Genomic DNA, 25,206 nt, shown 5'->3' with positions numbered 1-25,206 from the left:
CCGAACCCGGAAGCTAAGCCTCTCAGCGCCGATGGTACTGCAGGGGGGACCCTGTGGGAGAGTAGGACACCGCCGGACACCCATTCACGCAATGGCCACCCCTGATGGGGTGGCCATTGCGCGTTAACAGGGTGGATTGCCGACGCAGACCGCATCCAGGAGGATCGAAGAATGGCAGAGCAGGAGCCGCGCGACGACAGACGCGCGCCGAGCGAACGATCCGACGGGAAGCAGTCGCCGGCACGAGCCGACCGCAAGCCGTACCAGAAACGAGACGGCGACCGTAAGCCGTACCAGAAGCGCGAGGGTGATCGCCCGTCCGCAGCTCGCGATGGGGACCGTAAGCCGTATCAGAAGCGCGAGGGTGATCGCCCGTCCGCAGCTCGCGATGGGGACCGGAAGCCGTATCAGAAGCGTGACGGCGACCGTCCCTACGCAGGTCGTGATGGGGACCGGAAGCCGTATCAGAAGCGTGACGGCGACCGTCCCTACGCAGGTCGTGATGGGGACCGGAAGCCGTATCAGAAGCGTGACGGCGACCGTCCCTACGCAGCTCGCGATGGGGACCGGAAGCCCTACCAGAAGCGTGACGGCGACCGTCCCTACGCAACTCGCGATGGCGACCGTAAGCCGTACCAGAAGCGTGACGGCGACCGCCCGTACGCTCCCCGTGACGGCGCGCGTTCGTACGCGCCGCGTGATGCCGGGGACCGCAAGCCCTACCAGAAGCGCGAGGGGGACCGCCCCTACGCTCCCCGCGATGGCGACCGTAAGCCGTATCAGAGGCGCGACGGTGACCGTCCCTATGCACCTCGGGATGGCGAGCGTTCTTACACCCCGCGTGATGGTGGTGACCGCAAGCCTTATCAGAAGCGCGACGGCGACCGCCCCTATGCACCTCGTGACGGTGAGCGTTCTTACACCCCGCGTGATGGTGGTGACCGCAAGCCTTATCAGAAGCGTGATGGCGACCGTCCGTACGCGCCTCGAGATGGCGACCGTAAGCCCTACCAGAAGCGCGACGGTGACCGCCCCTACACACCCCGCGACGGGGGAGACCGTAAGCCGTACCAGAAGCGCGACGGTGACCGCCCCTATGCCCCCCGTGACGGTGAGCGTTCCTACACCCCGCGCGATGGCGGCGACCGCAAGCCCTACCAGAAGCGCGACGGCGACCGCCCCTACACGCCCCGCGACGGGGGAGACCGTAAGCCGTACCAGAAGCGCGACGGTGACCGCCCCTACGCTCCCCGTGACGGTGAGCGTTCCTACACGCCCCGCGATGGCGGGGACCGCAAGCCGTACGAGCGGAGCGCGCGCCCGACCCGCGGCGGGGCGAACCGCCCCGATCGCGAGGTCCGCGAGGGTGAGATCCGACCGGTCCGTCCGCGGCACGACGACCCGTTCATCCCCGATGACGTCACCGCGCGCGACCTGCCGCCGGCGGCGCGCAACGAGCTGAAGACGCTGAGCAAGGAGAACGCCGACGAAGTCGCGCGCCACCTTGCGATGGCATCGGAGCTCATCGACGAGGATCCCGCGCTGGCGCACCAGCATGCGCTGTCGGCATCCCGCCGGGCCGGGCGCATCGCGGTCGTCCGCGAGACCCTCGCGATCACCGCCTACGCGACCGGCGACTTCGCCCTCGCTCTGCGCGAGCTGCGCACCTACCGGCGCATCTCCGGCCGCGACGACCAGATCGCACTCATGGTCGACAGCGAGCGCGGCGTCGGGCGCGCCGATCGTGCCCTCGAGGTGGGCCGCTCCGTCGACCGCGCCACGCTGGACACTCCCGTCCGCGTGGAGCTGGCTATCGCGATGTCAGGCGCTCGTCTCGATCTCGGCGAGCCCGAGCGCGCTCTCCAGGAGCTCGACATCCCCGAACTCGACCCCGATCGCGCCTTCGAATGGAGCCCGGGCCTGTTCGCCGCGCGAGCCGCGGTGCTCGAAGAGCTCGGTCGCGCTGACGAGGCCGCGCAGTGGCACCGTCGTGCCGTCGTCGCCGGAGAGGCGATCGATGCGGCGACCGGTCTCGGCGATCTCGAGACGGTGCTCGTCGAGGAAGTCCTCGAGGAGGACGACGAGGACGAGTCGTTCGACGAGGACGAGGATCTCGATGACGCGGAAGACGGGGCCGAGGACGAGTCGTTCGACGAGGACGAGGATCTCGATGACGCGGAAGACGGGGCCGAGGACGAGTCGTTCGACGAGGACGAGGATCTCGATGACGCCGAAGACGAGGCCGACGATGAGACGTCCGACGAGGTCGACGCTCTCGACGAATCCGACGACGAGCGCGAACCCGAGGCCGAAGACGAACTCGAGTCAGAGGTCCCTGCCGAACCCGTGTCTGAGTCCGAGCCCGAGCTGAGCCCTGCGGAGGAGCTCTCGGTCGCCGACGAGGTCGCCGAGATCCTCGAGGAGGCCGGCGTCGACGAGCCGCGGCACGAAGCCGACGCAAGCACGGATGCGGAGGCGGACGCAGACACCGACGAGGCCGAGCGCTGATGGCGCTCTTCGGGAGGCGGGCGGCGATGCCCGCCCCGCTCGACGGTGTCGACGTCGTGCTCGCCGATCTCGACGGAGTCGTGTACGCCGGCGCGGGAGCGCTGCCGTACGCGGTCGAGAGTCTGAATCGCGCCCGGGACGGCCGGTCCCTGGCCTACATCACGAACAACGCGGCGCGCACCGACGCGTCGGTGGCGGCGCACCTGAGCGAGCTCGGTCTGCAGACCGCCCCGCGGGATGTCGTCACCAGCCCGCAGGCCGCGATGCGATTGCTCGCAGAGAGGATCGCGCCCGGATCGACCGTGCTCGTCGTGGGCGGAGATGGTCTCGTGGTCGAGGTCGAGAAGGCCGGCTTCGTCGTGACACGGAGCGCCGACGACGCCCCGGCGGCCGTCGTGCAGGGGTTCGCCCCCGAGGTCGGGTGGACACAGCTCGCCGAAGCGGCGTTCGCCCTGAAGACTCCCGAGGAGGAGGGCGGGATCCCCTGGGTCGCCACCAACACCGACTGGACGATCCCGCAGTCACGCGGCATCGCTCCCGGCAACGGCACGCTCGTGTCCGCGGTGCACACGGCGGTGGGCCGGCTCGCCACCGTGGCCGGCAAGCCCGAGACGCCCATCTTCCAGGAGGCTGTGGCGCGGTTCGAGGCGCGGCATCCGCTGTTCCTGGGCGACCGCCTGGACACCGACATCCTCGGCGCGAATCGTGCGGGCATCGCGTCGGCGCTCGTGCTGACGGGTGTGGACAGGCCCAAGCACGTGCTGGCGGCGCCGGAGAGTTCGCGGCCGACCTACATCCTCGGCGATCTTCGCGAACTTCATGAGCCGTACCCCGAGGTGCAGGTGAAAGACGGCGTCGCCACCGTGCGCGACGCGCGCGTCGCGATCGACGGTGCCGACATCCGCATCCTGAGCGAGGGGGACCGCGCGATCGACCTGGTGCGAGCGGGCGCCGCTGCCATCTGGTCGACCGGTCGTGCGATCTTCGGCTTCCGCGTGCCCGAGCGGCTGTACGCCGACCCGTTCCACCGGCCCTGACCACCGGTCACGGCCGCGTCGAATCCGGTCGACTGTCGCGGCGCCCCCGTAGTCTGGGGGGCATGGATCAGGCCAGCCAGCATGACGACGAGACCGGCGACCTCCTGTCGACCCTCGAGGTGATCGAGGCGCAGCCCCTGGCCACGCGTGCCGACGCGTACGACACGCTGCACGACACGCTCGCCCGTCGCCTCGAGGCGACGCCCGGCTCCCCGTCATGACGGGCCGGCTCGACGCCGCCCTCGCCGCCCGCGGTCTTGCGCGCTCGCGCACCCACGCCGCAACGCTCATCTCGGAAGGCCTCGTCACCGTCGACGGCCGCCCCGTGGTGAAGCCCTCGACGCCGGTGGGCGACGACAGCCGGATCGAGGTCGCCGGCGCCGATCACTACGTCAGCCGCGCGGCGCACAAGCTGATCGCTGGACTCGACGCGTTCGACGTCGACGTCCGCGGCCGCATGGCGCTGGACATGGGCGCTTCCACCGGCGGGTTCACCCAGGTGCTCCGCGAACGCGGCGCCGAGCCCGTGATCGCGGTGGATGTCGGACACGGGCAGCTCGCCGCGTCCGTCGCCGGCGACCCCGGCGTCGTCTCGATCGAAGGATTCAACGTCCGCTACATGACTCCGGAATCGCTCGCCGAGGCGAGCGGCGTGGCGGCGGCACCGTCGGTCATCACCGGCGACCTGTCGTTCATCTCGCTGTCCCACGTGCTGCCGGCGGCGACGGCTGTGGCGGCATCCGATGCCGATCTGGTGCTCCTCGTGAAACCTCAGTTCGAGGTGGGGCGCACCGCGGTGAAGGGCGGCCTCGTCACCAACCCGGTGCTGCGCGCCGACGCCGTCGCGCGAGTGCTCTGGTCGGCGTGGGACACGGGACTCGGCACGTGCGGCATCGTCTCCTCCCCGATCGCGGGCACGCACGGCAATTCCGAGTTCATCGCCCACCTCGCGCCGGGCCGGGGGAGCAATCCGACAGAATGGTTGAGCACCGTGAACCGACTGGCGGGGAGCCGATGAACAACGCCGACGCACCGCACGACACGCAGGCTCACACGCAGACCGAGCGCAGCATCCTGGTGGTGGCGCACGCGCATCGTGCCGAGACGGTCACCGCCGCCGAGCGGGTCGTCGACGCACTGCGCGCGGCGGGCGCGCGGCCGGTGTTCGCGCCCGACGACGCGGAGGAGCTGCTGGCTGCCGGTTCCACGCTCGGCGATGTGGCGCTGCTGGGACGCGACGTGCCGGTCGGTGAGGTGGAACTCGCGATCGTGCTGGGTGGTGACGGCACCATCCTCCGCGCCGCGGAGCTGGTGCGAGACGGACGCGCGCCCGTGCTCGGCATCAACATGGGCCACGTCGGCTTCCTCGCCGAGACCGAGCGCGACGACATGGACGAAGCCGTCCGCCGTGTCATCGCCCGCGAGTACGAGGTCGAGGAGCGCATGGCGCTGCAGGTGCGGGTGAAGGACACTGTCGACTCCGTGATCTACGAGACGTGGGCGCTCAACGAGGCGACGGTCGAGAAGGCCAGCCGCGAGCGCATGCTCGAGGTCGTGGTCGAGATCGACGGGCGTCCACTGTCGACGTTCGGCTGCGACGGCATGGTCGTGTCGACGCCCACCGGGTCGACCGCCTACAACTTCTCCGCGGGCGGTCCGGTCATATGGCCGACCGTCGAGGCGATCGCCGTGGTGCCGCTGTCGGCGCATGCGCTCTTCGCCAAGCCGCTCGTGGTGGGACCGGAGCACTCGGTGGCGATCGAGGTGCTCGAGCGCACGAACGGCACGGGCATCCTGTGGTGCGACGGCCGGCGGTCGCACGACCTGCCGCCCGGCGCCCGCGTCGTCGTGCGTCGCTCGGAGCGTCCGGTGCGCCTGGCGCGCCTGCATCCCGCGCAGTTCACGGATCGCCTCGTACGCAAGTTCCGCCTTCCGGTCGAGGGCTGGCGCGGCCCGGCCGCGATCACCGGCGTCCTGCCCGTCTCATCCGAGGTCGCACCGTGATCGAGGAGATGCGCCTGCGCGACCTCGGCGTGATCGCCGAGGCGACGCTGCCCATCGGCGCCGGCTTCACCGCGATCACGGGGGAGACCGGCGCGGGCAAGACGATGGTCGTCACCGGCCTGGGTCTGCTGCTCGGCCAGCGGGCCGACTCCGGCGCCGTGCGTGCCGGCGCCTCGCAGGCCACGGTCGACGGCGTGTGGATCGTGCCCGAGGACGGACCGGTCGCCGCGCGCGTGCGCGAGGCGGGCGGCGACGTCGAGCCCATCGGCGGCGGCCGCGCCGAGCTCTACATCGGCCGCTCGATCTCGAGCGAGGGGCGCGGCCGGGCCTCCGTCGGCGGACGCGCGGCGCCGGCCGGGGTGCTCGCCGACCTCGCCGACGAGCTCGTGGTGGTGCACGGGCAGTCCGACCAGCTGCGCCTGCGTTCGGCGTCGGCGCAGCGCGACGCGCTCGACAGGTTCGGCGGCGAGGCGGTCCACACCGCGCGAGACAGGTACCGGCGGGCGTTCGAGCACTGGCGCGCGATCGATCGCGAGCTGTCGCAGCTCACCGACGATCGCGATGCGCGTGCCCGTGAGGCCCAGGACCTGCGGGCGCAGCTGGCCGAGATAGAGCAGGCGGCCCCGCAGCCGGGTGAGGACACCGAGCTCGCCGCGCGCGCCGAGCGGCTGGCGAACGCCGAAGAGCTGCGGGTCGCCGCCGCGACCGCGCACGACGGCCTCTCGGGCGAGGGCGACGAGCCCGACGCCGCCACGCTGCTGGCCGAGTCCCGCCGCGTTCTCGAGCGCGTGCACGATCCGGTGCTCGAAGAGCTCGCGGGTCAGCTGGCCGACCTCGGCTATCGCGTCGCCGACGTCGCCGCCGCACTCGCCGGCTATCTCGCCGACCTCGACGAGTCCGGCCCGCACGAGCTCGCCGCCGTCGAGGAGCGTCGCGCGGTGCTGGCGGGGCTGGTCCGCGCGCACGGCACGCTCGACGCCGCGATCGAGCTGCTCGACACCGGCTCCTCGCGCCTGGCGGAGCTGGACGACGACTCCGATCGGATCGAACGGCTGACCGAGGAGCGGGATGCCGCGGCCGCCGCTCTCGACGAGACCGCCGCCGTGCTCACCGCCGCGAGGACCGAGGCGGCGACGCGTCTGGGTTCCGCCGTCACGGCCGAGCTGCGTGCCCTCGCGATGCCCGATGCCCGCCTCGAGGTCGCGGTCACCGCCGGCGCTGAGACGGCGTCGGGGCGCGACGATGTCTCGATCCTGCTGGCCCCGCACCCGGGTGCCGAGCCGCGCGCGGTCTCGCGCGGTGCGAGCGGCGGAGAGCTGAGCCGCGTCATGCTCGCCATCGAGGTCGTGATCGCCGCTGTCGACCCGGTGCCGACGTTCGTCTTCGACGAGGTGGATGCCGGCATCGGCGGCGCCGCCGCGATCGAGGTGGGCCGACGTCTGGCCCGCCTGTCGGAGTCCTCGCAGGTGATCGCGGTCACCCACCTCGCACAGGTCGCGGCGTTCGCCGCCAACCATCTGACCGTCGTGAAGGCGAACGACGGCTCGGTGACGGCATCCGATGTCCGTCGCCTGGAAGGAGCCGACCGCGAGGCCGAGATGGCCCGCCTTCTGTCGGGCATGCCCGACTCGGATGCCGCCCTGACCCATGCGCGCGAGTTGCTGAGCTTGCGCACCGAAGTCGACTGAGATCCGTCGCCTGCTCCGCGTGTCCCCAGCTTCTGCGAAGCTCATCGAAATACAGCCTGATAGGATAAAAGCCCGTGATGCAGACTTCTGGTTCTTCCCGCGGCGACAGTTCGAACGACACCACCAAGCACATCTTCGTGACGGGTGGTGTCGTTTCCTCTTTGGGCAAGGGCCTCACCGCCGCGAGCCTCGGGAACCTCCTCACGGCGCGCGGCCTGCACGTCGTGATGCAGAAGCTCGACCCGTACCTGAACGTGGATCCGGGCACGATGAACCCGTTCCAGCACGGCGAGGTCTTCGTGACCGACGACGGCGCCGAGACCGATCTCGACATCGGCCACTACGAGCGCTTCCTCGACATCGAGCTGAGCCAGGCGGCGAACGTCACGACGGGCCAGATCTACTCGCAGGTGATCGCGAAGGAGCGCCGCGGCGAGTACCTCGGCGACACCGTGCAGGTGATCCCGCACATCACCGACGAGATCAAGCGCCGCATGCGGCTGCAGGCCGACGCGACGCCCAAGCCCGACGTCATCATCACCGAGATCGGCGGCACCGTCGGCGACATCGAGTCGCAGCCGTTCATCGAGTCGGCTCGCCAGATCCGTCATGAGCTCGGTCGCAGCAACGTCTTCTTCGTGCACGTGTCGCTCGTGCCGTTCATGGGCGCGTCCGGTGAGCAGAAGACCAAGCCCACCCAGCACTCGGTCGCGGCGCTGCGCTCGATCGGCATCCAGCCCGACGCGCTCGTGCTGCGCAGTGACCGCCCGGTCACGGAGTCCAACAAGCGCAAGATCGCGCTGATGTGCGACGTCGACGAGGGCGCCGTCGTGAACGCGGTCGACGTGCCGAGCATCTACGACATCCCGTCGATGCTGAACGAGCAGGGCCTCGACGAGTACATCGTCCGCACGCTCGGCCTCTCGAAGGCCGCCGACGTGGACTGGTCGCGCTGGCAGCGTGTGCTGAGCGCCGTGCACAACCCGAAGCACGAGGTCACGATCGGCCTGGTCGGCAAGTACATCGATCTGCCGGACGCCTACCTCTCGGTGACCGAGGCGCTCAAGGCGGGCGGGTTCGCGCAGGAGACGCACGTCAACATCCGCTGGATCCCGTCCGACGAGTGCGAGTCGCCGGAGGGGGCGGCCAAGGCGCTCGCGCCGCTCGACGGCATCGTGATCCCGGGCGGGTTCGGCATCCGCGGCATCGAGGGCAAGATCGGCGCACTCAAGTTCGCGCGCGAGCAGGGCATCCCGACGCTCGGCATCTGCCTCGGCCTGCAGTGCATCGTCATCGAGTACGCGCGTCACGTCGCCGGCATCGCCGACGCGTCGTCGAGCGAGTTCGACCCCGACACCGAGCACCCGGTGATCGCGACGATGGAGGAGCAGGTCGACATCCTCGACCACGGCGACCTCGGCGGCACGATGCGCCTCGGCCTGTACCCGGCCGACCTCACCGAGGGCTCCATCGCGGCCGAGGTGTACGGCACGACCCGCGCCTCCGAGCGCCACCGCCACCGCTACGAGGTCAACAACCGCTACCGCGACCGCATCGCCGAGGCCGGGCTGGTGTTCTCGGGCATCAACCCCGACCTCGACCTCGTCGAGTACGTCGAGCTGCCGCGCGACGTCCACCCGTACTACATCGCGACGCAGGCGCACCCCGAGCTGCGCTCGCGTCCCACCGACGCCAACCCGCTGTTCCGCGGACTGGTGGGCGCGGCACTCGAGCGTCATCGCGCGAGCGAGCTGTTCGAGGTGGAGCCGTTCGATGAGCTCGCGGGGCGGTGACGTGACGGACGAGCGGATGCCGCAACCCGGCGCTCCCGCGACGCCCACGGCGGCGCTTCTCGCGGACGAGCCCGTCGACGCCGCGGTCCTCGAGAGCGAGCTGGTCTACGAGGGCCGCGTGTGGGACGTGCGCAGCGACACCGTCGCGTACGGCGACGGGCAGATCGTGCGCCAGTACGTCGACCATCCGGGGGCGGCCGCCGTCGTCGCCGTCGACGAGGACGGCCGGGTGCTGCTGATCCAGCAGTACCGGCATCCGATCCGCCTGCGCGATTGGGAGATCCCGGCGGGGCTGCTCGACATCGCGGGGGAGTCGCCCCTCGAGACCGCACGTCGCGAGCTCGCGGAGGAGGCAGACCTGGTCGCCTCGTCGTGGGAGCCGCTGGTGAGCATCTTCACGACCCCCGGCGGGAACGACGAGATCGTCCACCTGTTCCTCGCCCGCGACCTGGCGCCCGCCGACGACGTGCACGCCCGCGAGGACGAGGAGGCCGACATCCGCCTCGAGTGGGTGCCGCTCGCCGACGCCGTGGCCGGCATCTTCGCCGGACGGCTGCGCAACGGCATCCTCGCCGTCGGCGTCCTGGCCGCCGCGGAGCGGCTTCGCGGCGCGAAGGAGGACCCGGGCGCGTGAAGTGAAGACGGCCTGACATGAGGATCGATCGCGCGGTCGACGCCTACCTGCGCCATGTCGCCATCGAGCGCGGCCTGTCGGAGAACACCGTCGCGGCATACCGGCGCGATCTCTCAGGCTATGCGCAGTGGCTGCGCGAGCAGGGCATCGACGACACGGCCGCGGTCACCTCGGTGACGCTCGCCAGCTTCGTCGCCGACAGAGCGGCCGGGCAGCCCCCGATCGCGGCATCGTCGCTGGCGCGCCTGCAGTCGTCGGTGCGGGGGCTGCACCGCTTCCTCGCGCGGGAGGGCATCGAGCCGGCCGATCCGTCGATGAACCTGCGTCCGCCGAAGCAGGCGCGACGGCTTCCGAAGGCGCTCACCATCGAGCAGGTCGAGTCGCTGCTGGATGCCTCGGGCCCGGCGCCGTCGACCGAGGCCGACGTGGCGGGCGCCGCGGGCGGGGCGCCGGGGGATCTGCTCGCGACGCGGGATCGCGCCCTCCTGGAGCTGCTGTACGCGACGGGGGCGCGGGTGTCGGAGATCGTGCAGCTCGACGTCGACGACGTCGCGCACGGAGACGTGCTGCGCGTGCGCGGCAAGGGCTCGAAGGAGCGGATCGTCCCGGTCGGCTCGTACGCGCGCGCGGCCGTCGATGCCTATCTCACACGCGCCCGCCCCGAGCTGTCGCTGCGCGGACGCGCGACGCCGAAGCTGTTCCTCGGAGCGCGGGGAGCTCCGCTGTCGCGCCAGAGCGCGTGGCTGATCATCCAGTCCGCTGCCGAGCGCGCGCACCTCACCGCGCACGTCTCGCCGCACACCCTGCGGCATTCGTTCGCCACCCACCTGCTGCAGGGCGGTGCCGACGTCCGTGTCGTGCAGGAGCTCCTCGGTCATGCCTCCGTGGCGACGACGCAGATCTACACCTACGTGTCGGTCGACGCGCTGCGCGACGTCTACGCCACGTCGCATCCGCGGGCACGTTAACGATTTCTCATGGAGTTCGAAACTCCGCCAGACTGTGCGATCGGGGATCCGCCACCCGGGCGGACCACCGATCTCCGGGGAATCGAATGAACAACACACGTGCTCGCATCTCGCTGGCTGCCGTCGTCGTGGCGGCGGCGGTCTCGCTCAGCGGCTGCTCGATCGTCGACCAGCTCCTGCCCTCGTCGCAGCCGGTCCGCGACGCCGAGACCGGCGAGGTGAGCGAGGCGGTCGACAATGCGGACGTGTTCGCCATCCGCGTCGGCGACTGCCTCAACACCGCGAACATGGACACGACCGAAGAGGTGAGCGACGTGCCCGTCGTTCCGTGCGACGAGCCGCACGACGACGAGGTGTACTACTCGTACTCGCTGGCCGACGGCGACTACCCGGGCGAGGACGCGATCATCACGGATGCCGACACCACCTGCATCGCGGAGTTCGCGACGTTCATCGGCCTGGCGTACGAGTCGTCCACGCTCGACTACTGGCCGATGTACCCGACCACCGGGTCGTGGGAGAGCGGCGACCGCGAGGTGCTGTGCATCGCGTGGGATCCGGCCGGCGCCCAGCTGACCGGCACCCTCGCCGGCGCCGCGCGCTGATCGACGTCACGGCGCTCGCGCTCTGCGCGGGCGCGGCGACGCACGCATCTCCCGCTGCCGCGGCGCTTTGCTGAAGGATTCGGCGAGGGGCCACTAGGATCGAGCGAGCACGAGGAAGCGGGAGCACGGTGGCTGACAGCACGGCGAAGACCAGATCGGGGAAGGCCTCGGAGTCCGAGGTTCCCATCGGGCCTACCGGGCGTCCCTACCAGGGCTTCCCCACTCCGCCGAAGCTCGACGGCCACGGCCCTGCTCGCATCATCGCCCTCTGCAACCAGAAGGGCGGCGTCGGCAAGACGACGACCACCATCAACCTCGCCGCCGCGCTCGCCGGCTACGGTCGCAAGGTGCTCGCGGTCGACTTCGACCCGCAGGGTGCACTGTCGGCCGGTCTCGGCATCCAGACGCACGAGATCCCGACGATCTACGACCTGCTTCTCGACGGCAAGCGCGACCCGTACGACGTCGTCGTCCACTCGCGGGTCGAGAACCTCGACGTCATCCCGGCCAACATCGACCTGTCGGCCGCCGAGGTCCACCTCGTCAACGAGGTCGCGCGCGAGCAGACGCTGTCGCGCGCGCTGCGCAAGGTGTCCGCCGACTACGACGTCGTGCTCATCGACTGCCAGCCGTCGCTGGGCCTGCTGACCGTCAACGCGCTGACCGCCAGCCACGGCGTGGTGATCCCGCTCGAGTGCGAGTTCTTCGCCCTGCGCGGCGTCGCGATGCTGATCGAGACGATCGACAAGGTTCGGGACCGCCTCAACCCGACGATCGCCCTCGACGGCGTGCTCGCGACGATGTACGACTCGCGCACGCTGCACTCGCGCGAGGTGCTCGAGCGCGTGGTCGACGCGTTCGGCGACGACGTCCTCGAGACGGTCATCGGCCGTACCGTCAAGTTCCCGGATGCCTCGGTGTCAGGCATGCCGATCACCGAATTCGCGCCGGAGCACGCTGCCGCGCAGGCCTACCTGCGGCTGGCGCGAGAGCTGGTCGCCCGTGGCGCTGTCGCCTGATCAGGACTCTGGGTTCCGCGTCGCGCTGGCGAACTTCGACGGACCGTTCGACCTGCTGCTGACGCTGATCTCGAAGCACGAGCTCGACATCACCGAGGTGTCGCTCTCGCTCGTGACGAACGACTTCATCGCCTACCTGCGAGATCTGGGTCCAGATGAGGACCTTGATGAGGCGTCCGAGTTCCTCGTCGTCGCCGCGACGCTCCTCGACATGAAGGTCGCCGGGCTCCTGCCCCAGGGGGAGCTGGTGGACGCCGAGTCCGTCGCCCTGCTCGAGGCGCGCGACCTGCTGTTCGCGCGCCTCCTGCAGTACCGCGCGTTCAAGGAGGTCTCGGCGTGGTTCGAGCGCTGCCTCCGGCGCGAGGGCGTACGCCACACGCGGTCGGTGCGGCTCGACGAGAAGTACCGGCAGGCGGTGCCGGAGCTGGTCTGGTCGCTGAGCCCCGACGATTTCGCGGCCCTCGCGCTGCTGGCGATGACTCCGAAAGAGATCCCGCGCATCGGGTTCGACCACCTGCATGCGCCGCTGGTCAGCATCCGTGAGCAGGCCGCGATCGTGGTGACGCTGCTGCGGGATGCCGGATCCCTGACGTTCCGCGAGCTCATCGCGGGGGTCGGCCAGCCGGGTGTCGTCGTGGCGCGATTCCTGTCGGTGCTGGAGCTGTACCGCCACGCCGCCCTGTCCTTCGAACAGCTCGAGCCGCTCGGCGAGCTGACCCTCCGCTGGAGCGCGCAGCGCTGGAGCGACGAGAACCTCGCCACCCTGGGAGCCGACTATGACCGATGACGCTGCGCCGAATTCCCTGATCACGACCGACGTCGCGCGGCGGCTCGAGGCGATCCTGCTGATCGTCGAGGAGCCGCAGAGCCTGGTGAGCCTCGCGGCAGCGGTCGGCGCCCCCGTGCCCGCGGTGCGGCAGGCGATCGAGGCGCTCGTCGACGACTACGACGGCAAATCGGGCGGGCCGGTGCGCGGCTTCGAGCTGCGCGAGGTCGGCGGCGGCTGGCGCCTGTACGTCCGCGAGGAGCTCGACGACCTCGTCAGCGAGTTCGTCGGCGGCCAGGCGCCGTCGCGGCTGTCGCAGGCGGCGCTCGAGACGCTCGCCGTGATCGCCTACAAGCAGCCGGTGACCCGCAGCCAGGTCGCGTCGATCCGCGCGGTGAACGTGGACTCGGTCGTGCGGACGCTGCTGGCGCGCGGGCTCATCACCGAGCTCTTCGCGGATGCCGAGACCGGCGCCATCAACTACGGCACGACCGACGCGCTCCTCGTGCATCTCGGCATCAACTCACTGGACGAGCTGCCGCACATCTCACCGCTGCTGGACGGCGCAGACGAGGTCGGCGACAGCCTGGACGAAGGGATACGTCGATGACCGGCGGAGCAGCACAGGGACCGGGCGCGGAGTCCACCGAGGGCGTGCGCCTGCAGAAGGTGCTGGCGAACGCCGGGGTCGCATCGCGGCGGGTCGCCGAGGACCTCATCGTCGCGGGCCGCGTCCGCGTCAACGGCGAGGTCGTCACCGAGCTCGGCTCGCGCATCGACCCCGAGAACGACCTGGTCGACGTCGACGGCACCGCCGTGCAGCTCGACCAGTCCAAGCGCTACGTCATGCTCAACAAGCCCACCGGCGTCGTGAGCTCTATGAAGGACGACCGTGGTCGCCCGGACCTCCGCCGTTTCACGAAGGACTGGGACGAGCGGCTCTACAACGTGGGCCGATTGGATGCCGAGACCAGCGGACTGCTCGTCCTCACGAACGACGGCGAACTGGCGCACGTGCTGGCCCACCCCTCGTTCGGCGTCACCAAGGTGTACATCGCCAAGGTGGACGGACGGGTGACGCCGCAGACCATCCAGAGGCTCGTCCGCGGCGTCGAGCTCGAGGACGGCCCGATCGCCGCCGACAAGGCCCGGCTGCTGTCGTCCTCGGCTGAAGGCGGCGGGTCGCTCGTGGAGCTCACGCTCCATTCGGGGCGCAACCGGATCGTGCGCCGCATGATGGCGGCGGTCGGGCATCCGGTCGTCGAGCTCGTGCGGCGGCAGTTCGGGCCGCTCCACCTGGGAACCCTGCCAGCCGGGCGCGCCCGCGAGTTGACTAAAGTGGAGCGGGGCGCTCTGCTGACTCTCGCGCGCAGTGCGACTTCTTCCACGCCGGCGGAGGACGCGCCCGATCCCCGCGACGGCGATCAGTCCGCGGAGTGAAGATCCCTCCCTGCGGGGCGAACAGGAGACGCAAGTGACCGACACGAGGCCGACCTCGGCGCGCGAGCGCGCCGGAGAGTCCGCGCTCGCTCCGCGGGTGCAGGGCACGGTGCGGATCGTCGGCGCAGGCCTTCTCGGCGCCAGCATCGGCCACGCGCTGACCGCCCGGGGCGTCGACGTCGCCCTCGACGACACCTCGCCGTCGCAGCTGCGCCTGGCCGTCGACTACGGGGCCGGCCGGCATGCCGCAGACTCCGACCAGCCGTCCCTCGTCGTCGTCGCCGTGCCGCCGGACGTCACCGCCGACGTCATCCAGCGCGAGCTCGCCCGCTACCCGGGCGCCGTCGTGACGGATGTCGCGAGCGTCAAGCTCGAGCCTCTCCGCACGCTCCGCGAACGCGGCGTCGACCTCACGCATTACATCGGCTCTCACCCGCTGGCCGGGCGCGAGCGCGGGGGAGCGATCTCGGCGCGCGCCGACATCTTCGTCGGGCGGCCCTGGGTCGTCTGCCGCGACGAGGAGACGCCGTCCGCCGACCTCGCCCTCGTGGAGGGTCTGGCGCTCGATCTCGGCGCGACGCCGCTCGAGATGAGTCCCGAGGACCACGACCGTGCGGTCGCGCTCGTCTCGCACGTGCCGCAGTTGGTCGCCAGCCTCCTGGCCGGTCGCTTCGTCGACGCGCCCGACGGGTCGCTGCGCCTCGCGGGACAGGGCGTGCGCGACACGACCCGCATCGCGGCATCCGCCCCCGAACTGTGGGTGCAGATCCTCGGGGCCAACGCGGCGCCCGTCGTCGACGTGCTCGACCTGCTGGCGACCGACCTGACCGCCGTCGCCGACGCGCTGCGCGCGCCCGACGCCCCCGGCTCGCGCCGCGCCGTCGCCGACACGATCCGCCGCGGCAACGACGGCGTCGAGCGCCTGCCCGGCAAGCACGGCCAGAACCGCCGCTTCGAGCAGGTCGTCGTCATGGTCGACGACACCCCCGGCCAGCTCGGCCGCCTGTTCGGCGAGCTCGGCGAGCTCGGCGTGAACGTGGAAGACCTGCGCCTCGAGCACTCGCCGGGCGCCCAGTTCGGCCTCGCCGAGATCAGCGTCGTCCCGAGCGCCGTGCGCCGGGCCGTCGACGGCCTCGAGTCGCGCGGCTGGAAGATTGCGAGCACCACCAATGACTGACCCCTCGACCTCCGCCGCGATCGACGGCAGCGCCGGCGCAGCCGGCGTCGTCGTCGTCGCCATCGACGGGCCGGCCGGCAGCGGCAAGTCGAGCGTCTCGAAGCAGGTCGCCCGCCGTCTCGGCTACGGGTACCTCGACACCGGCGCCGCCTACCGCGCACTGGCGTGGCACGCCCTCGAGCGCGGCGTCGACACGTCGGATGCGGCATCCATCCTCGACGTCACCGGCGATTTCGACTACGCGATCTCGCTGGATCCCGATGCGTACTGGGTGCGTGTCGGCGCGGCCGACGTGACCGAGGCGATCCGCGAGCCCCGCGTGTCGGATGCCGTGAGCGGCGTCGCCCGCGTCCCCGCCGTGCGCGAGTCCGTGAACCGGATGTTCCGCGCGCTGGTCGCGGCCTCCGGGCGTCCCGGTGTCGTCGTCGAAGGCCGCGACATCACGACGGTCGTCGCGCCCGACGCCCCCGTGCGCATCCTCCTCACCGCGGCACCGGAGGTGCGCGCGGCCCGTCGGAGCGCCGAGGTGACGACGCAGGATGCCGCGGCCGTCGCCGCCGCACTCCACCGGCGCGATGCCTCCGACTCGGCCGTCGTCGACTTCCTCACCGCCGCACCCGGCGTCGACGTCGTCGACTCGACCCACCTCGATTTCGACCAGACCGTGGATGCCGTGCTCGGCGTGATCCGGGCCGCAGAGCCGGCCCCGATGATCCAGGGCGCCCCCGCGGTCGACCCACTGCAGACAGGAGCCTGAGATGGCCGCCGACAACCCCGCCGACTTCGACGAGTTCGAAGACACCGCCGACGACCACCTCGCGGAGAACCTCGCCGCGCTGGACGACGACCTCGCCGAACAGCGTGCCGCCGCCCTGCGCGCCGGCCTCGAGGAGTACGACCTCGACCCGGAGGACGCCGAGCTGCTCGCTGGGCTGGTGCGCGGCGAGGACGGCATCGAGTTCCTCCCGGCACTGCCCGTCGTCGCCATCGTCGGCCGGCCCAACGTCGGCAAGTCCGCCCTGGTGAACCGCATCCTCGGCCGCCGCGAGGCCGTCGTGGAGGACACCCCCGGCGTCACGCGCGACCGCGTCACGTACAAGGCGGAGTGGATGGATCGCCGGTTCACGATCGTCGACACCGGCGGGTGGGAGCCCGACGCCAAGGGCATCGACCGCTCCGTCGCGCTGCAGGCCGAGGTCGCGATCGACCTTTCGGACGTCGTGATGTTCGTCGTCGACGCGATGGTGGGCGCCACCTCCACCGACGAGCACGTCGTGCGCCTGCTGCGCAAGGCCGGCAAGCCCGTCTTCCTCGTCGCCAACAAGATCGACGATGCCCGTCAGGAGCCCGAGGCCGCGGCCCTGTGGAACCTCGGCCTCGGTGAGCCGTACCCGGTCTCGGCGATCCACGGCCGTGGCGTCGCCGACCTGCTCGACGAGGTCGTCAAGGTGCTGCCCGACGTGTCGGCGGTCGCCAAGCACGAGATCGGCGGCCCGCGACGCGTCGCGATCCTCGGACGCCCGAACGTCGGCAAGTCCTCCCTCCTCAACAAGGCCGCGGGCGAGGAGCGCGTCGTCGTCAACGAGCTCGCGGGCACCACCCGCGACCCCGTCGATGAGATCGTCGAGGTCGGCGGCAAGCTGTGGCGTTTCGTCGACACCGCCGGCATCCGTCGCCGCGTGCACCTGCAGCAGGGCGCGGACTTCTACGCGTCGCTGCGCACGTCGGCCGCGCTGGAGAAGGCGGAGGTCGCCGTCGTGGTGCTCGACGTCACGCAGCCGCTCAGCGAGCAGGACGTGCGCATCATCGACCTGGTGCTGGAGTCCGGGCGCGCACTCGTGCTCGCCTTCAACAAGTGGGACCGCCTGAACGACGACGACATGGACGGGCAGGACCGCCGCCGCTACCTCGAGCGCGAGATCGAGCAGGACCTCGCCCACGTCGCCTGGGCGCCCCGCGTGAACATCTCGGCGCGCACCGGACGCCACCTCGACAAGCTCGTGCCGGCGCTCGAGACCGCGCTCGAGTCGTGGGACCAGCGCATCCCGACCGGCAAGTTCAACGCCTTCCTGTCGGAGCTCATCGCCGAGCACCCGCACCCGCTGCGGGGCGGCAAGCAGCCGCGCATCCTGTTCGGCACCCAGGCGTCCACGCGCCCGCCGACCTTCGTGCTGTTCACCACGGGCTTCCTCGACCCGGGCTATCGTCGGTTCATCCAGCGCCGCCTCCGGGAGCTGTACGGCTTCGAGGGCACCCCGATCGTCATCAACATGCGGGTGCGCGAACGCCGCCAGCGCTGACGCCCGCCGCCGCAACCGCGGGGAGGGCGGATGCCGCGGGTCGCGGCATCGGTCACCCGCCGGTGCGGTGGGCGAATGCCGGTCGCACCATGGCGGTCTCGTCGGGCTCGGCGAAGCCGAACTGCCGGTACAGGCCGTGCGCGTCGCCGGTGAAGAGCGTCCACCGCAGGTCGCGACCGGGCCCGTCGTCGATCATGAGGTGCAGCAGCCGCTTGCCGAGCCCGTGGCCGCGATGCGCGTCGAGCACGAACACGTCGGCGAGGTAGGCGAAGCCGACGCCGTCCGATACCGCGCGAGCGAACCCGACCTGCTCGCCGGTGTCAGCGCGGTACGCGCCGACGACGCGCCAGTCGTTGCCGATCTGGGTCTCGACGTCGGCGCGCGTGCGCCAGCGTCCCCAGTAGGCCTCCGTCGACAGCCAGGCCCACACGACATCGTGCTGGATGCGGGCGGGGTCGTCGTCGAGGTCGTAGTCCATGGCGTCCATTCTGGCGAGTCCTCGCGTGACGACCGGCGGTCCGGTCACCGGCCGGTGGCTCGGTGGTATGACAGGCTGACGGTGAACGAAAGGCCGGCACAGTGACGATCGAGCCCTCCGCCCCCGGCGAGCCCCGGCGCCCTCACGGGCCGCGCGACCCGGGTGACGCGTGGGTGGTCGCACCCACGGGGGAGCGGTACTGGGGCCGCTTCGGCGCCGCTGGACTGCTCGCGGTGGATGCCGAGCGAGGGGTGCTGCTGCAGCACAGGGTCTCGTGGAGCCACTTCGGCGACACCTGGGCGCTCCCGGGAGGAGCGCGCCACGAGGGCGAGTCGGCGTGCGATGGAGCCCTCCGCGAGGCCGCAGAGGAGGCAGGCGTCCCCGACGCCGCCGTGCAGCCGCGCCTGCTGAGCGTTCTCGATCTCGGCTACTGGAGCTACACCACTGTCGTCGGCGACGTCGTCCGGCCCTTCGAGCCGGTCATCAGCGACCCCGAGAGCCACGAGCTGGCGTGGGTGCCGGTGGGCGACGTCATCGGCTATCCGCTCCACCCCGGCTTCGCCGCGTCGTGGGAGGCGCTGCGCGGTCTGCTCGATGTGCGGCCCGCCGTGATCGTGGACGTCGCCAACGTCATGGGCTCGGTGCCCGACGGCTGGTGGAACGACCGCGCGGGCGCCGCCGCCCGCCTGATCTCGCGGATCGCGGGTCTCGCCGGGCGTGGGGTGCCGGCATCCGCTCTCGACCTGCCCGAGCACACCTGGTACCCCGAATGGACCGCCGTCGTCGAGGGGCAGGCGCGGTCCGTGGCAGACGCCGACGGCGTCGAGGTGGTGCGGGCCGCGGCGTCCGGTGACGACGCGATCGTCGTGGCCGCCGAGCAGGCGGTGGCGCGCGGACGTGTCGTGACGGTCGTCACGAGCGACCGCGGCCTGGCCGGGAGGGCGACGGATGCCGGAGCCGCCGTCCGCGGTGCCCGCTGGCTGCTCGACCTGATCGACGCCTGATACAGACCTGTCGGAATCGCCGCCCGCGCGGGGCGGAAGGTCTGCGGCGCGGCCCGCGCCTTGCGGGCCGCGTCTCGGCGGCGGTACGTTTCGCGCAGGATTCGACGGGCGCCGGCGCCGACCCGTGGCCGGGACGCGACCGACGGGGGAGCGACATGATCATCTCCAGCGACCTGGACGCCGGCCGAACCGCGGCGGCGGACCGGCGCTGGGCGGACGCGCTCGAGCTGCTCGCACGTGTCGATGCGCGCGTCGGGCTCGGGGCATCCGATCTCGAGATGCTCGCGACGGCGGCGCTGCTCCGCGGTGAGCCGCGTGTATCCGTCGACGCGCTGTCGCGGGCCTACTCGGCGCACCTCGGCGCGCAGGACACCGCGGGCGCTGCGCGCTCGGCGGGGTGGCTGGCGCTGAACCTCATCGAGCAGGGCGACTTCACCAACAGCGTGATGTGGGCCGCGCGCGCGATGCGGATCGCGGGGGCGATGGCCGAGCCCGGCGCGCTGGCGGGCTTCGTCCGGCTGGCGCCGGCCGTCGGGCAGCTGGGCAGCGGGAACGCCGCCGAGGCGGTCCACTCCTTCGAGGAGATCCTCGATGTCGCCGAGCGCGCGGGCGATCGGGAGCTCGCGGCGTTCACGAGACTCGGCCTCGGCAAGTCGCTGATCGAGGCGGGGTCGCCGGCCGAGGGCTTCGCATGCCTGGACCTGGCGATGGCCGCTGTCGCAGCCGGCGATGTCCCGCCGCTGCCGAGCGGCGTGATCGCCTGTGCCTCGGTCCCGGACGCCCTGCTGGCCTTCGACCTGGAGCGCGCGGACGCGTGGACCGCCGTACTGGCTCAGTGGTGCGGCGAGCAGCCGCAGCTGATCGCCTTCAGCGGGCAGTGTCATGCGCTCGAGGCGGCGCTCCTCCTCGTGCGCGGCGCGTGGGCCGAGGCTTCGACGGCCGTCGATCTCGCGCTGTCGCGCTTCCGGGCGGGCGACTACCGGGCGATCTGGGGTGCTCCCTACCAGCTGGGGGAGCTCGCCCGGCTGCGCGGAGCGTTCCACTCCGCCGAGGAGTCGTACCGCCGCGCGGCGGACTCCGGATGGGAGGCGCAGCCCGGCCTCTCGCTTCTCCACCTCGCGCTCGGACGCACGGCGCGGGCGCAGGGGGAGATCCGCCGGAGCGCGGCCGGCGCCGACCCGGTCACCCGACGGTTCCTCCTGCCCGCGCTCATCGAGATCGAGGTGGCGGCGGGCGATGCCGCATCCGCGCGTCGCGCGCTGGAGGAGCTTCGCGGACCGATACCCGACACGGCCACCCCGATGCTCGACGCCACCGTCGCCACGGCGGACGCGAGGGTGCTGCTCGGTGAGGGGCGCGCGGCAGAGGCCCTCGAAGCGGCGCGAGCCGCCGCGCACGCGTGGGGCGCGGTCGGGGCGCCGTACGAGGCGGCCCGTAGCCGGGTGCTGGCGGGGCATGCACGTCGCGCGCTCGGCGAGACCGAGGCGGCGAGAGCGGACTTCGAGGCGGCCCGCGCGGTGTTCCTCGAGGTCGGCGCGGAACCCGCCCTCGCCGACCTCGCGGCGCTGATGGGCGATCGGCGCTCCGGCGCCCTCACCGCGCGCGAGCTCGAGGTGCTGCGGCTCGTGTCGACGGGCCTCACGAACCGGGGCATCGGCGCAAAGCTGTCCCTGAGCGAGAAGACCGTCGCGCGGCACCTCGCCAACATCTTCGGCAAGCTCGGCATCTCGACCCGAGCCGCGGCGACCGCCTACGCGTACGAGAACGGGCTGGTCTGACCGGTCGCGCATCGGAGGGTGTCTACACACAATGACCCATGCGCGGCAGCTCCCGAACATGGGCTCTTCGCCCGACGCGGCGCGCGGGCGCGTGCACCTACCGTGGCGATATGGACATCCCGCTGATCGCAGGCACGGTATCGACCGTCGTCTTCGCGGTCAGCAACCTGCCCATGCTCCGCAAGGCCCTGCGCACCGGCGACGTCTCGTCGTACAGCCTGGCGAGCATCGCGATGATCAACGTCGCGAACGTCGTCTACTCGCTCTACGTGTTCAGCCTGCCGCTCGGCCCGATCTGGGCGCTGCACACGTTCTACCTCGTCTCGTGCGCCATCATGCTGGTGCTGTGCCTCGTGCAGCGCCGCGTCGCAGCGAGGAGGGAGGCGCCGAGCCGCGTGCCGGTGCCCGCCGTCACGGAGGGTCTCGAGCCGGTCACTCGCGTCCCCGAAGGCGATCGATCTCCCGACGCTCGCGCTTGGTCGGGCGCCCCGCGCCGCGGTCGCGCTGCGCCATGATCGGCGTGGGATCGCGTGGCGGGGTGCGGTCCTCCATCGCGGTGGGGACCAGCGGGGCGCCGACCCGCTTGGAGATCGGCTGCTTCACGACGAGCATCCGGTCGAACCCGTCGATGCGCACGCGGATCTCGTCGCCGATCCGCACCGGCTGCGCCGCCTTCGCGCGCTCGCCGCCGACGCGCACGTGTCCGGCTCGGCAGGCGGTGGTCGCGGCCGAGCGGGTCTTGTAGATGCGCACCGCCCAGAGCCAGGCGTCCACGCGCACCGCCTTGCCGGCGGTCGAGGCATCCGTCATCTCGTCACCGCCGGTTCCTCCGCCGTGCGCCGCGCGCGGGCGCCGACGAGCACGCCTGCGGCGATGAGGCCCTGGCCGAGGCAGTACGTGAGCATGACGAGGGGACTCGTCCAGTCCGGCATCGCGTCGGGCACGAACAGCCGGAACGCGAGCACCGAGTCGGACGTGAGGAAGAACACGCCTCCCCACACGATGAGCGGGTGGCACCGGGATGCCGCGACCGCTGTGCCGCCCAGCACGAGCCCGTAGAGCGCGACGGCGACGGCGAGGCCGCCGAGATGCGGCCACAGCACGGCGAGGAGCGCGATCCACCAGACGGCGTAGACGGCCGCCCACGGCGGCACGCGCCGGACCGCGAGCATCCGCCAGAACAGCCAGATGTAGCAGAGGTGGGCGAGTCCGAAGAAGAGCAGCATCATCGGCACGGTCGGCAGCCACGGCACGAACGTGCCCGCGCCGTCGCCCAGCCACGAGAGCCCGATCGCGACCACGAGCAGGGTGTGGGCGCGCGTCCAGCCGGATCCGCGCGCGCCCCAGACGACCGCGAGGGCGAGGAGCGGCATGAGTGCGAGCTTGGTCGGCGGTGCGACCGCGGTCGCACCGACCGCGAGCGCCGCCACATGCACGATCGACACCGCGATGTAGGGCACGAACCCGATCCACAGCCGACGCATGATCCTCCTCGACGCGCAGGGCAACCATAATCGTCGCATGACCGATGTGCTGGCCCGGATGGGGCTCGTTCGCATGTCCGCCCGCGACACCGGGGCGGCGCACCGCGCGTCGACGCCGCTCGAGCTGCTGTTCGACCTCGTGTTCGTCGTCGCCGTGTCGCAGGCGTCGCAGAACCTGCATCACCTCATCAGTGAGGATCATGTCGGTCAGGGCGTGCTCTCGTACCTGATGGTGTTCTTCGCGATCTGGTGGGCGTGGATGAACTTCACGTGGTTCTCGTCCGCGTTCGACACCGACGACTGGCTGTACCGCGTGCTGACGATCGTGCAGATGGGCGGCGTGCTGGTGCTTGCGGCCGGCGTGCACGACGCGATGGTCGAGTTCGACTACGTCGTGGTGACATGGGGCTACGTCATCATGCGACTGGCGATGGTGGTGCAGTGGCTGCGGGCTGCGGCATCCGATCCACAGTCCCGCCGCACGGCGCTGCGGATGGCTCTCGGTGTGACGGTGGTGCAGGTGCTGTGGGTTGCGCGCATCTACCTGCTCGACCCGGAGTGGCAGTTCTGGACCTTCTTCGTGCTGGTATTGCTCGAGCTGCTGCTGCCGGTGTGGGGCGAGTCCGCCGGCCGCACGCGCTGGCACCCGCATCACATCGCCGAGCGCTACGGGCTCTTCACGCTGCTGCTGCTCGGCGAGAGCCTGCTGGCATCGGCCAACGCGATCTTCGATGCGCTCGGCGAGGGCGAGTATGTGTCGGAGCTGGTGACGCTCGCGATCTCGGGGATCGTGGTGACGGCCGGCATCTGGTGGGTCTACTTCGCCCGCGAGCAGCAGAGCCGGCTCGACAGCATGCGGTCCGGGTTCCGGTTCGGGTACCTCCATTACGTGATCTTCGCGGCGGTGGGCGCCGTGTCGGCGGGTGTCGAGGTCGAGATCGACGAGATCACCGGCCACACCGAGGTGTCGCCCGAGATCGCGGGCCTCGCCCTGACGCTGCCGATCGCGATCGTGGTGGCGGCGTCGTGGCTCGTGCTGCTGCGCGGCGCGCTGTCGCGCTGGGCCTCCGCGGCCGTCCTCACCGGGGCGGTGCTGATCGGGCTGAGCGGCCTGCTGCCGTCGTCGGAGTACGTCGTGGCGGCGGTTCTTCTCGCCGGGGTGGTCGTCGTGCTCGAGGTGGATCGCATCCGCCGGGAACTCGTCGCCGCCGGCTGACCGCGCCGGATGCCGCGAGCCGCCGTCAGCTCGCGAGTTCGAGGGAGACGATCGCGAGGTGGGGCTGCGGTCGGGCGACCTCGCGGAAGCCGGCATCCTCGAACGTGGACAGCGCGCCGTGGTACAGGTCGTTGACCGGGATCTTCTTGCCTGCGCCGGGATCCAGTGGGTAGGCCTCGATGACGCGTGCTCCGCCGGTGCGGGCGTAGTCGATCGCCGCGTCGAGGAGGCGCGCATTGAGGCCCTGCTTGCGGTGGTCCTTGCGGACCACGAAGCAGCTCACCGTCCACACCGAGTCGTCATCCCACGGCTCTTCGGAGTGTGCGGTGAAATTGCGTGTGCGGCCGATGCGCACCTGGCGCGTGCGGGGACCGACCCGCACCCAGCCCGCGGCCTCGCCGTCGACGTAGGCGATGAGTGCCGGTGGCGGCCCGGCGTCGATCTCGTCGCGCAGCCGCCCCTCGCGCTCCGGCCGCGACGTCTTCTGCCACTCGCTGTTCGGCATCATCCACCACTGGCACTGGCAGCCGTACCCGTCGCCGCCGCCGCTCAGCGCGTGCTGCGCGTCGTCGAAGCGATCTGCGGTGGCCGGTTCGATGGTGATCGTGGTCATGCCGTGACGCTAGTCCGTCCCGCCGACACCGGCAACGGACGGACGGATGCCACGCCCGGGCGCACGCCGGTTCGCGGGGTGTCCGCAGAGCGGGTAGGATGGGGGAGTTGTCCGCGCGCAAGCGGGGGCATCGGGATGTGGCGCAGCTTGGTAGCGCACTTGACTGGGGGTCAAGGGGTCGCAGGTTCAAATCCTGTCATCCCGACCAAACCGGGGGTCGGAAAAGGCCCGGAAAATCAAGGAAAACGCCCCTGAGAGACAGAATCTCTCAGGGGCGTTTCGCGTTACGCTCACATTGCGTGATAAGTCCCTCTGAGGGCGCCCTCGGAGCCCGAACGCTCACATGATTCATGTGAGCGTTATGGCTCAACGGGCGCAGACTGGCTGCCCCCAACCGTGGCCGTCCAGGAGGATCAGCGAGCGGAGGTAGGCCCGCGCTCGTCGGTAAAGCGGCCACCGATCTTCAATGACTAGCTCTCCGCTCCTGGCCCCGGCTGCGCCCGGCATAGCGCCCTTTGGAGCCGTCGATGTCACAGTCGCGGCCTGGACCCGGACCTGACCACCAACCAATTGGGCAATCTGAAGTGCAGGCTGAGCCAATACCGCGCATTATGTGTAGGACGCGGTTCTAGGCTGCCCTTTGGCTCGTCGAGTTTCTCCGGGCTGCTCGAGATCTGGGCCGCGTCATGGCGAC

The 25,206-nt window shown here is 71.2% G+C and carries 26 protein-coding genes, 1 tRNA gene and 1 rRNA gene; 23 read left to right on the top strand and 5 right to left on the bottom strand.

Annotated features, from left to right (window positions below; all coding sequences use genetic code 11):
- A 5S ribosomal RNA gene (gene rrf, locus MRBLMI12_RS18100) occupies window positions 1-78 on the top strand; the annotation flags it as partial.
- A gap of 45 nt (window positions 79-123) precedes the next feature.
- On the opposite strand, the gene MRBLMI12_RS18095 is transcribed toward rrf, so the two are convergent.
- On the bottom strand, window positions 124-1,503 hold the full coding sequence (locus tag MRBLMI12_RS18095) for a hypothetical protein (RefSeq protein ID WP_363357622.1): 1,380 nt from the start codon (window positions 1,501-1,503) through the stop codon (window positions 124-126).
- A 6-nt stretch (window positions 1,504-1,509) separates the two neighbouring features.
- On the opposite strand from MRBLMI12_RS18095, the gene MRBLMI12_RS18090 reads away from it, so the two are divergent.
- From MRBLMI12_RS18090 to der, 17 genes are all read left to right on the top strand, one after another.
- Window positions 1,510-2,508: a hypothetical protein gene (locus MRBLMI12_RS18090; RefSeq protein WP_363357621.1), complete on the top strand. Its 999-nt coding sequence runs from the start codon at window positions 1,510-1,512 to the stop codon at window positions 2,506-2,508.
- Window positions 2,508-3,545 (top strand): HAD-IIA family hydrolase, encoded by a 1,038-nt coding sequence (locus tag MRBLMI12_RS18085; protein ID WP_363357620.1) that lies wholly within the window; start codon window positions 2,508-2,510, stop codon window positions 3,543-3,545. The genes MRBLMI12_RS18090 and MRBLMI12_RS18085 overlap by 1 nt, the downstream gene beginning before the upstream one ends.
- Window positions 3,546-3,607: 62 nt before the next feature.
- Complete coding sequence (locus tag MRBLMI12_RS18080) at window positions 3,608-3,766, top strand: hypothetical protein (RefSeq protein ID WP_349427864.1); 159 nt, start codon at window positions 3,608-3,610, stop codon at window positions 3,764-3,766.
- The gene (locus MRBLMI12_RS18075) at window positions 3,763-4,563 is read left to right on the top strand and encodes a TlyA family RNA methyltransferase (protein WP_363357618.1); all 801 of its coding nucleotides are present in this window, start codon (window positions 3,763-3,765) and stop codon (window positions 4,561-4,563) included. The genes MRBLMI12_RS18080 and MRBLMI12_RS18075 overlap by 4 nt, the downstream gene beginning before the upstream one ends.
- Entirely contained in the window at window positions 4,560-5,549 is a 990-nt protein-coding gene (locus MRBLMI12_RS18070) for an NAD kinase (protein ID WP_363357617.1), read from the top strand. The genes MRBLMI12_RS18075 and MRBLMI12_RS18070 overlap by 4 nt, the downstream gene beginning before the upstream one ends.
- On the top strand, window positions 5,546-7,237 hold the full coding sequence (recN, locus tag MRBLMI12_RS18065; RefSeq protein ID WP_363357616.1) for a DNA repair protein RecN: 1,692 nt from the start codon (window positions 5,546-5,548) through the stop codon (window positions 7,235-7,237). The genes MRBLMI12_RS18070 and recN overlap by 4 nt, the downstream gene beginning before the upstream one ends.
- Window positions 7,238-7,314: 77 nt before the next feature.
- Window positions 7,315-9,030 (top strand): CTP synthase, encoded by a 1,716-nt coding sequence (locus MRBLMI12_RS18060; protein ID WP_363357654.1) that lies wholly within the window; start codon window positions 7,315-7,317, stop codon window positions 9,028-9,030.
- A gap of 16 nt (window positions 9,031-9,046) precedes the next feature.
- Window positions 9,047-9,664, top strand: a complete 618-nt coding sequence (locus MRBLMI12_RS18055; protein ID WP_363357653.1) for an NUDIX hydrolase — start codon at window positions 9,047-9,049, stop codon at window positions 9,662-9,664.
- Between the two features lie 17 nt (window positions 9,665-9,681).
- Entirely contained in the window at window positions 9,682-10,632 is a 951-nt protein-coding gene (gene xerD, locus MRBLMI12_RS18050) for a site-specific tyrosine recombinase XerD (protein ID WP_363357615.1), read from the top strand.
- A gap of 86 nt (window positions 10,633-10,718) precedes the next feature.
- Window positions 10,719-11,237 (top strand): septum formation family protein, encoded by a 519-nt coding sequence (locus MRBLMI12_RS18045; protein ID WP_363357614.1) that lies wholly within the window; start codon window positions 10,719-10,721, stop codon window positions 11,235-11,237.
- Between the two features lie 128 nt (window positions 11,238-11,365).
- Window positions 11,366-12,256 (top strand): ParA family protein, encoded by an 891-nt coding sequence (locus MRBLMI12_RS18040; RefSeq protein ID WP_349427858.1) that lies wholly within the window; start codon window positions 11,366-11,368, stop codon window positions 12,254-12,256.
- Window positions 12,240-13,043: a segregation and condensation protein A gene (locus MRBLMI12_RS18035; protein WP_349427857.1), complete on the top strand. Its 804-nt coding sequence runs from the start codon at window positions 12,240-12,242 to the stop codon at window positions 13,041-13,043. The genes MRBLMI12_RS18040 and MRBLMI12_RS18035 overlap by 17 nt, the downstream gene beginning before the upstream one ends.
- Window positions 13,033-13,632 (top strand): SMC-Scp complex subunit ScpB, encoded by a 600-nt coding sequence (scpB, locus tag MRBLMI12_RS18030; protein ID WP_363357613.1) that lies wholly within the window; start codon window positions 13,033-13,035, stop codon window positions 13,630-13,632. Before MRBLMI12_RS18035 ends, scpB begins: the two co-directional genes overlap by 11 nt.
- On the top strand, window positions 13,629-14,462 hold the full coding sequence (locus tag MRBLMI12_RS18025) for a pseudouridine synthase (protein ID WP_363357612.1): 834 nt from the start codon (window positions 13,629-13,631) through the stop codon (window positions 14,460-14,462). The genes scpB and MRBLMI12_RS18025 overlap by 4 nt, the downstream gene beginning before the upstream one ends.
- Window positions 14,463-14,496: 34 nt before the next feature.
- On the top strand, window positions 14,497-15,639 hold the full coding sequence (locus MRBLMI12_RS18020; protein WP_414686229.1) for a prephenate dehydrogenase: 1,143 nt from the start codon (window positions 14,497-14,499) through the stop codon (window positions 15,637-15,639).
- On the top strand, window positions 15,632-16,396 hold the full coding sequence (gene cmk, locus MRBLMI12_RS18015; protein WP_363357611.1) for a (d)CMP kinase: 765 nt from the start codon (window positions 15,632-15,634) through the stop codon (window positions 16,394-16,396). Before MRBLMI12_RS18020 ends, cmk begins: the two co-directional genes overlap by 8 nt.
- Window position 16,397: 1 nt before the next feature.
- Window positions 16,398-17,939 carry a ribosome biogenesis GTPase Der gene (der, locus tag MRBLMI12_RS18010; RefSeq protein ID WP_363357610.1) on the top strand — a complete coding sequence of 514 codons (1,542 nt, stop codon included), beginning with the start codon at window positions 16,398-16,400 and terminating at the stop codon, window positions 17,937-17,939.
- A gap of 52 nt (window positions 17,940-17,991) precedes the next feature.
- Here the strand turns inward: der and MRBLMI12_RS18005 are convergent, their stop codons facing one another.
- Window positions 17,992-18,417: a GNAT family N-acetyltransferase gene (locus MRBLMI12_RS18005; protein WP_363357609.1), complete on the bottom strand. Its 426-nt coding sequence runs from the start codon at window positions 18,415-18,417 to the stop codon at window positions 17,992-17,994.
- A gap of 101 nt (window positions 18,418-18,518) precedes the next feature.
- On the opposite strand from MRBLMI12_RS18005, the gene MRBLMI12_RS18000 reads away from it, so the two are divergent.
- The 3 genes from MRBLMI12_RS18000 to MRBLMI12_RS17990 all read left to right on the top strand — a co-directional run bounded on the left by MRBLMI12_RS18000 (window position 18,519) and on the right by MRBLMI12_RS17990 (window position 21,714).
- Entirely contained in the window at window positions 18,519-19,421 is a 903-nt protein-coding gene (locus tag MRBLMI12_RS18000) for an NUDIX hydrolase (RefSeq protein WP_363357608.1), read from the top strand.
- Between the two features lie 155 nt (window positions 19,422-19,576).
- Window positions 19,577-21,199, top strand: a complete 1,623-nt coding sequence (locus tag MRBLMI12_RS17995) for a helix-turn-helix transcriptional regulator (RefSeq protein ID WP_363357607.1) — start codon at window positions 19,577-19,579, stop codon at window positions 21,197-21,199.
- A 110-nt stretch (window positions 21,200-21,309) separates the two neighbouring features.
- The gene (locus tag MRBLMI12_RS17990) at window positions 21,310-21,714 is read left to right on the top strand and encodes a hypothetical protein (protein ID WP_363357606.1); all 405 of its coding nucleotides are present in this window, start codon (window positions 21,310-21,312) and stop codon (window positions 21,712-21,714) included.
- On the opposite strand, the gene MRBLMI12_RS17985 is transcribed toward MRBLMI12_RS17990, so the two are convergent.
- Complete coding sequence (locus MRBLMI12_RS17985) at window positions 21,632-22,009, bottom strand: RNA-binding S4 domain-containing protein (RefSeq protein ID WP_349427848.1); 378 nt, start codon at window positions 22,007-22,009, stop codon at window positions 21,632-21,634. The two genes, MRBLMI12_RS17990 and MRBLMI12_RS17985, sit on opposite strands and share 83 nt — an antisense overlap.
- Entirely contained in the window at window positions 22,006-22,683 is a 678-nt protein-coding gene (locus MRBLMI12_RS17980; RefSeq protein WP_363357605.1) for a lysoplasmalogenase, read from the bottom strand. Before MRBLMI12_RS17980 ends, MRBLMI12_RS17985 begins: the two co-directional genes overlap by 4 nt.
- A gap of 37 nt (window positions 22,684-22,720) precedes the next feature.
- Here MRBLMI12_RS17980 and MRBLMI12_RS17975 point away from each other — a divergent pair, with 37 nt between their 5' ends.
- Window positions 22,721-23,899 (top strand): low temperature requirement protein A, encoded by a 1,179-nt coding sequence (locus MRBLMI12_RS17975; RefSeq protein WP_363357604.1) that lies wholly within the window; start codon window positions 22,721-22,723, stop codon window positions 23,897-23,899.
- A gap of 25 nt (window positions 23,900-23,924) precedes the next feature.
- Here MRBLMI12_RS17975 and MRBLMI12_RS17970 read toward each other — a convergent pair whose 3' ends face one another.
- Window positions 23,925-24,512, bottom strand: a complete 588-nt coding sequence (locus MRBLMI12_RS17970; RefSeq protein ID WP_363357603.1) for a GNAT family N-acetyltransferase — start codon at window positions 24,510-24,512, stop codon at window positions 23,925-23,927.
- Between the two features lie 131 nt (window positions 24,513-24,643).
- On the opposite strand from MRBLMI12_RS17970, the gene MRBLMI12_RS17965 reads away from it, so the two are divergent.
- Window positions 24,644-24,720, top strand: a tRNA-Pro gene (locus MRBLMI12_RS17965).
- Window positions 24,721-25,206 lie beyond the last annotated feature (486 nt).

The organism is Microbacterium sp. LMI12-1-1.1, from assembly GCF_040676455.1.
GTDB lineage: Bacteria > Actinomycetota > Actinomycetes > Actinomycetales > Microbacteriaceae > Microbacterium.
The sequence above is the reverse complement of the archived record's forward strand: the minus strand, read 5'-3'. Positions and strand labels throughout refer to the sequence as shown.

What these genes read in the sequence shown, in the direction of transcription:
- MRBLMI12_RS18090 (WP_363357621.1), top strand. Translation starts at nt 1,510, where the DNA reads ATGGCATCGGAGCTCATCGACGAGGATCCCGCGCTGGCGCACCAGCAT.
- MRBLMI12_RS18085 (WP_363357620.1), top strand. Translation starts at nt 2,508, where the DNA reads ATGGCGCTCTTCGGGAGGCGGGCGGCGATGCCCGCCCCGCTCGACGGT.
- MRBLMI12_RS18080 (WP_349427864.1), top strand. Translation starts at nt 3,608, where the DNA reads ATGGATCAGGCCAGCCAGCATGACGACGAGACCGGCGACCTCCTGTCG.
- MRBLMI12_RS18075 (WP_363357618.1), top strand. Translation starts at nt 3,763, where the DNA reads ATGACGGGCCGGCTCGACGCCGCCCTCGCCGCCCGCGGTCTTGCGCGC.
- MRBLMI12_RS18070 (WP_363357617.1), top strand. Translation starts at nt 4,560, where the DNA reads ATGAACAACGCCGACGCACCGCACGACACGCAGGCTCACACGCAGACC.
- MRBLMI12_RS18060 (WP_363357654.1), top strand. Translation starts at nt 7,315, where the DNA reads ATGCAGACTTCTGGTTCTTCCCGCGGCGACAGTTCGAACGACACCACC.
- MRBLMI12_RS18055 (WP_363357653.1), top strand. Translation starts at nt 9,047, where the DNA reads ATGCCGCAACCCGGCGCTCCCGCGACGCCCACGGCGGCGCTTCTCGCG.
- xerD (WP_363357615.1), top strand. Translation starts at nt 9,682, where the DNA reads ATGAGGATCGATCGCGCGGTCGACGCCTACCTGCGCCATGTCGCCATC.
- MRBLMI12_RS18045 (WP_363357614.1), top strand. Translation starts at nt 10,719, where the DNA reads ATGAACAACACACGTGCTCGCATCTCGCTGGCTGCCGTCGTCGTGGCG.
- scpB (WP_363357613.1), top strand. Translation starts at nt 13,033, where the DNA reads ATGACCGATGACGCTGCGCCGAATTCCCTGATCACGACCGACGTCGCG.
- MRBLMI12_RS18025 (WP_363357612.1), top strand. Translation starts at nt 13,629, where the DNA reads ATGACCGGCGGAGCAGCACAGGGACCGGGCGCGGAGTCCACCGAGGGC.
- cmk (WP_363357611.1), top strand. Translation starts at nt 15,632, where the DNA reads ATGACTGACCCCTCGACCTCCGCCGCGATCGACGGCAGCGCCGGCGCA.
- der (WP_363357610.1), top strand. Translation starts at nt 16,398, where the DNA reads ATGGCCGCCGACAACCCCGCCGACTTCGACGAGTTCGAAGACACCGCC.
- MRBLMI12_RS18005 (WP_363357609.1), bottom strand. Translation starts at nt 18,417, where the DNA reads ATGGACTACGACCTCGACGACGACCCCGCCCGCATCCAGCACGATGTC.
- MRBLMI12_RS17995 (WP_363357607.1), top strand. Translation starts at nt 19,577, where the DNA reads ATGATCATCTCCAGCGACCTGGACGCCGGCCGAACCGCGGCGGCGGAC.
- MRBLMI12_RS17990 (WP_363357606.1), top strand. Translation starts at nt 21,310, where the DNA reads ATGGACATCCCGCTGATCGCAGGCACGGTATCGACCGTCGTCTTCGCG.
- MRBLMI12_RS17985 (WP_349427848.1), bottom strand. Translation starts at nt 22,009, where the DNA reads ATGACGGATGCCTCGACCGCCGGCAAGGCGGTGCGCGTGGACGCCTGG.
- MRBLMI12_RS17980 (WP_363357605.1), bottom strand. Translation starts at nt 22,683, where the DNA reads ATGCGTCGGCTGTGGATCGGGTTCGTGCCCTACATCGCGGTGTCGATC.
- MRBLMI12_RS17975 (WP_363357604.1), top strand. Translation starts at nt 22,721, where the DNA reads ATGACCGATGTGCTGGCCCGGATGGGGCTCGTTCGCATGTCCGCCCGC.
- MRBLMI12_RS17970 (WP_363357603.1), bottom strand. Translation starts at nt 24,512, where the DNA reads ATGACCACGATCACCATCGAACCGGCCACCGCAGATCGCTTCGACGAC.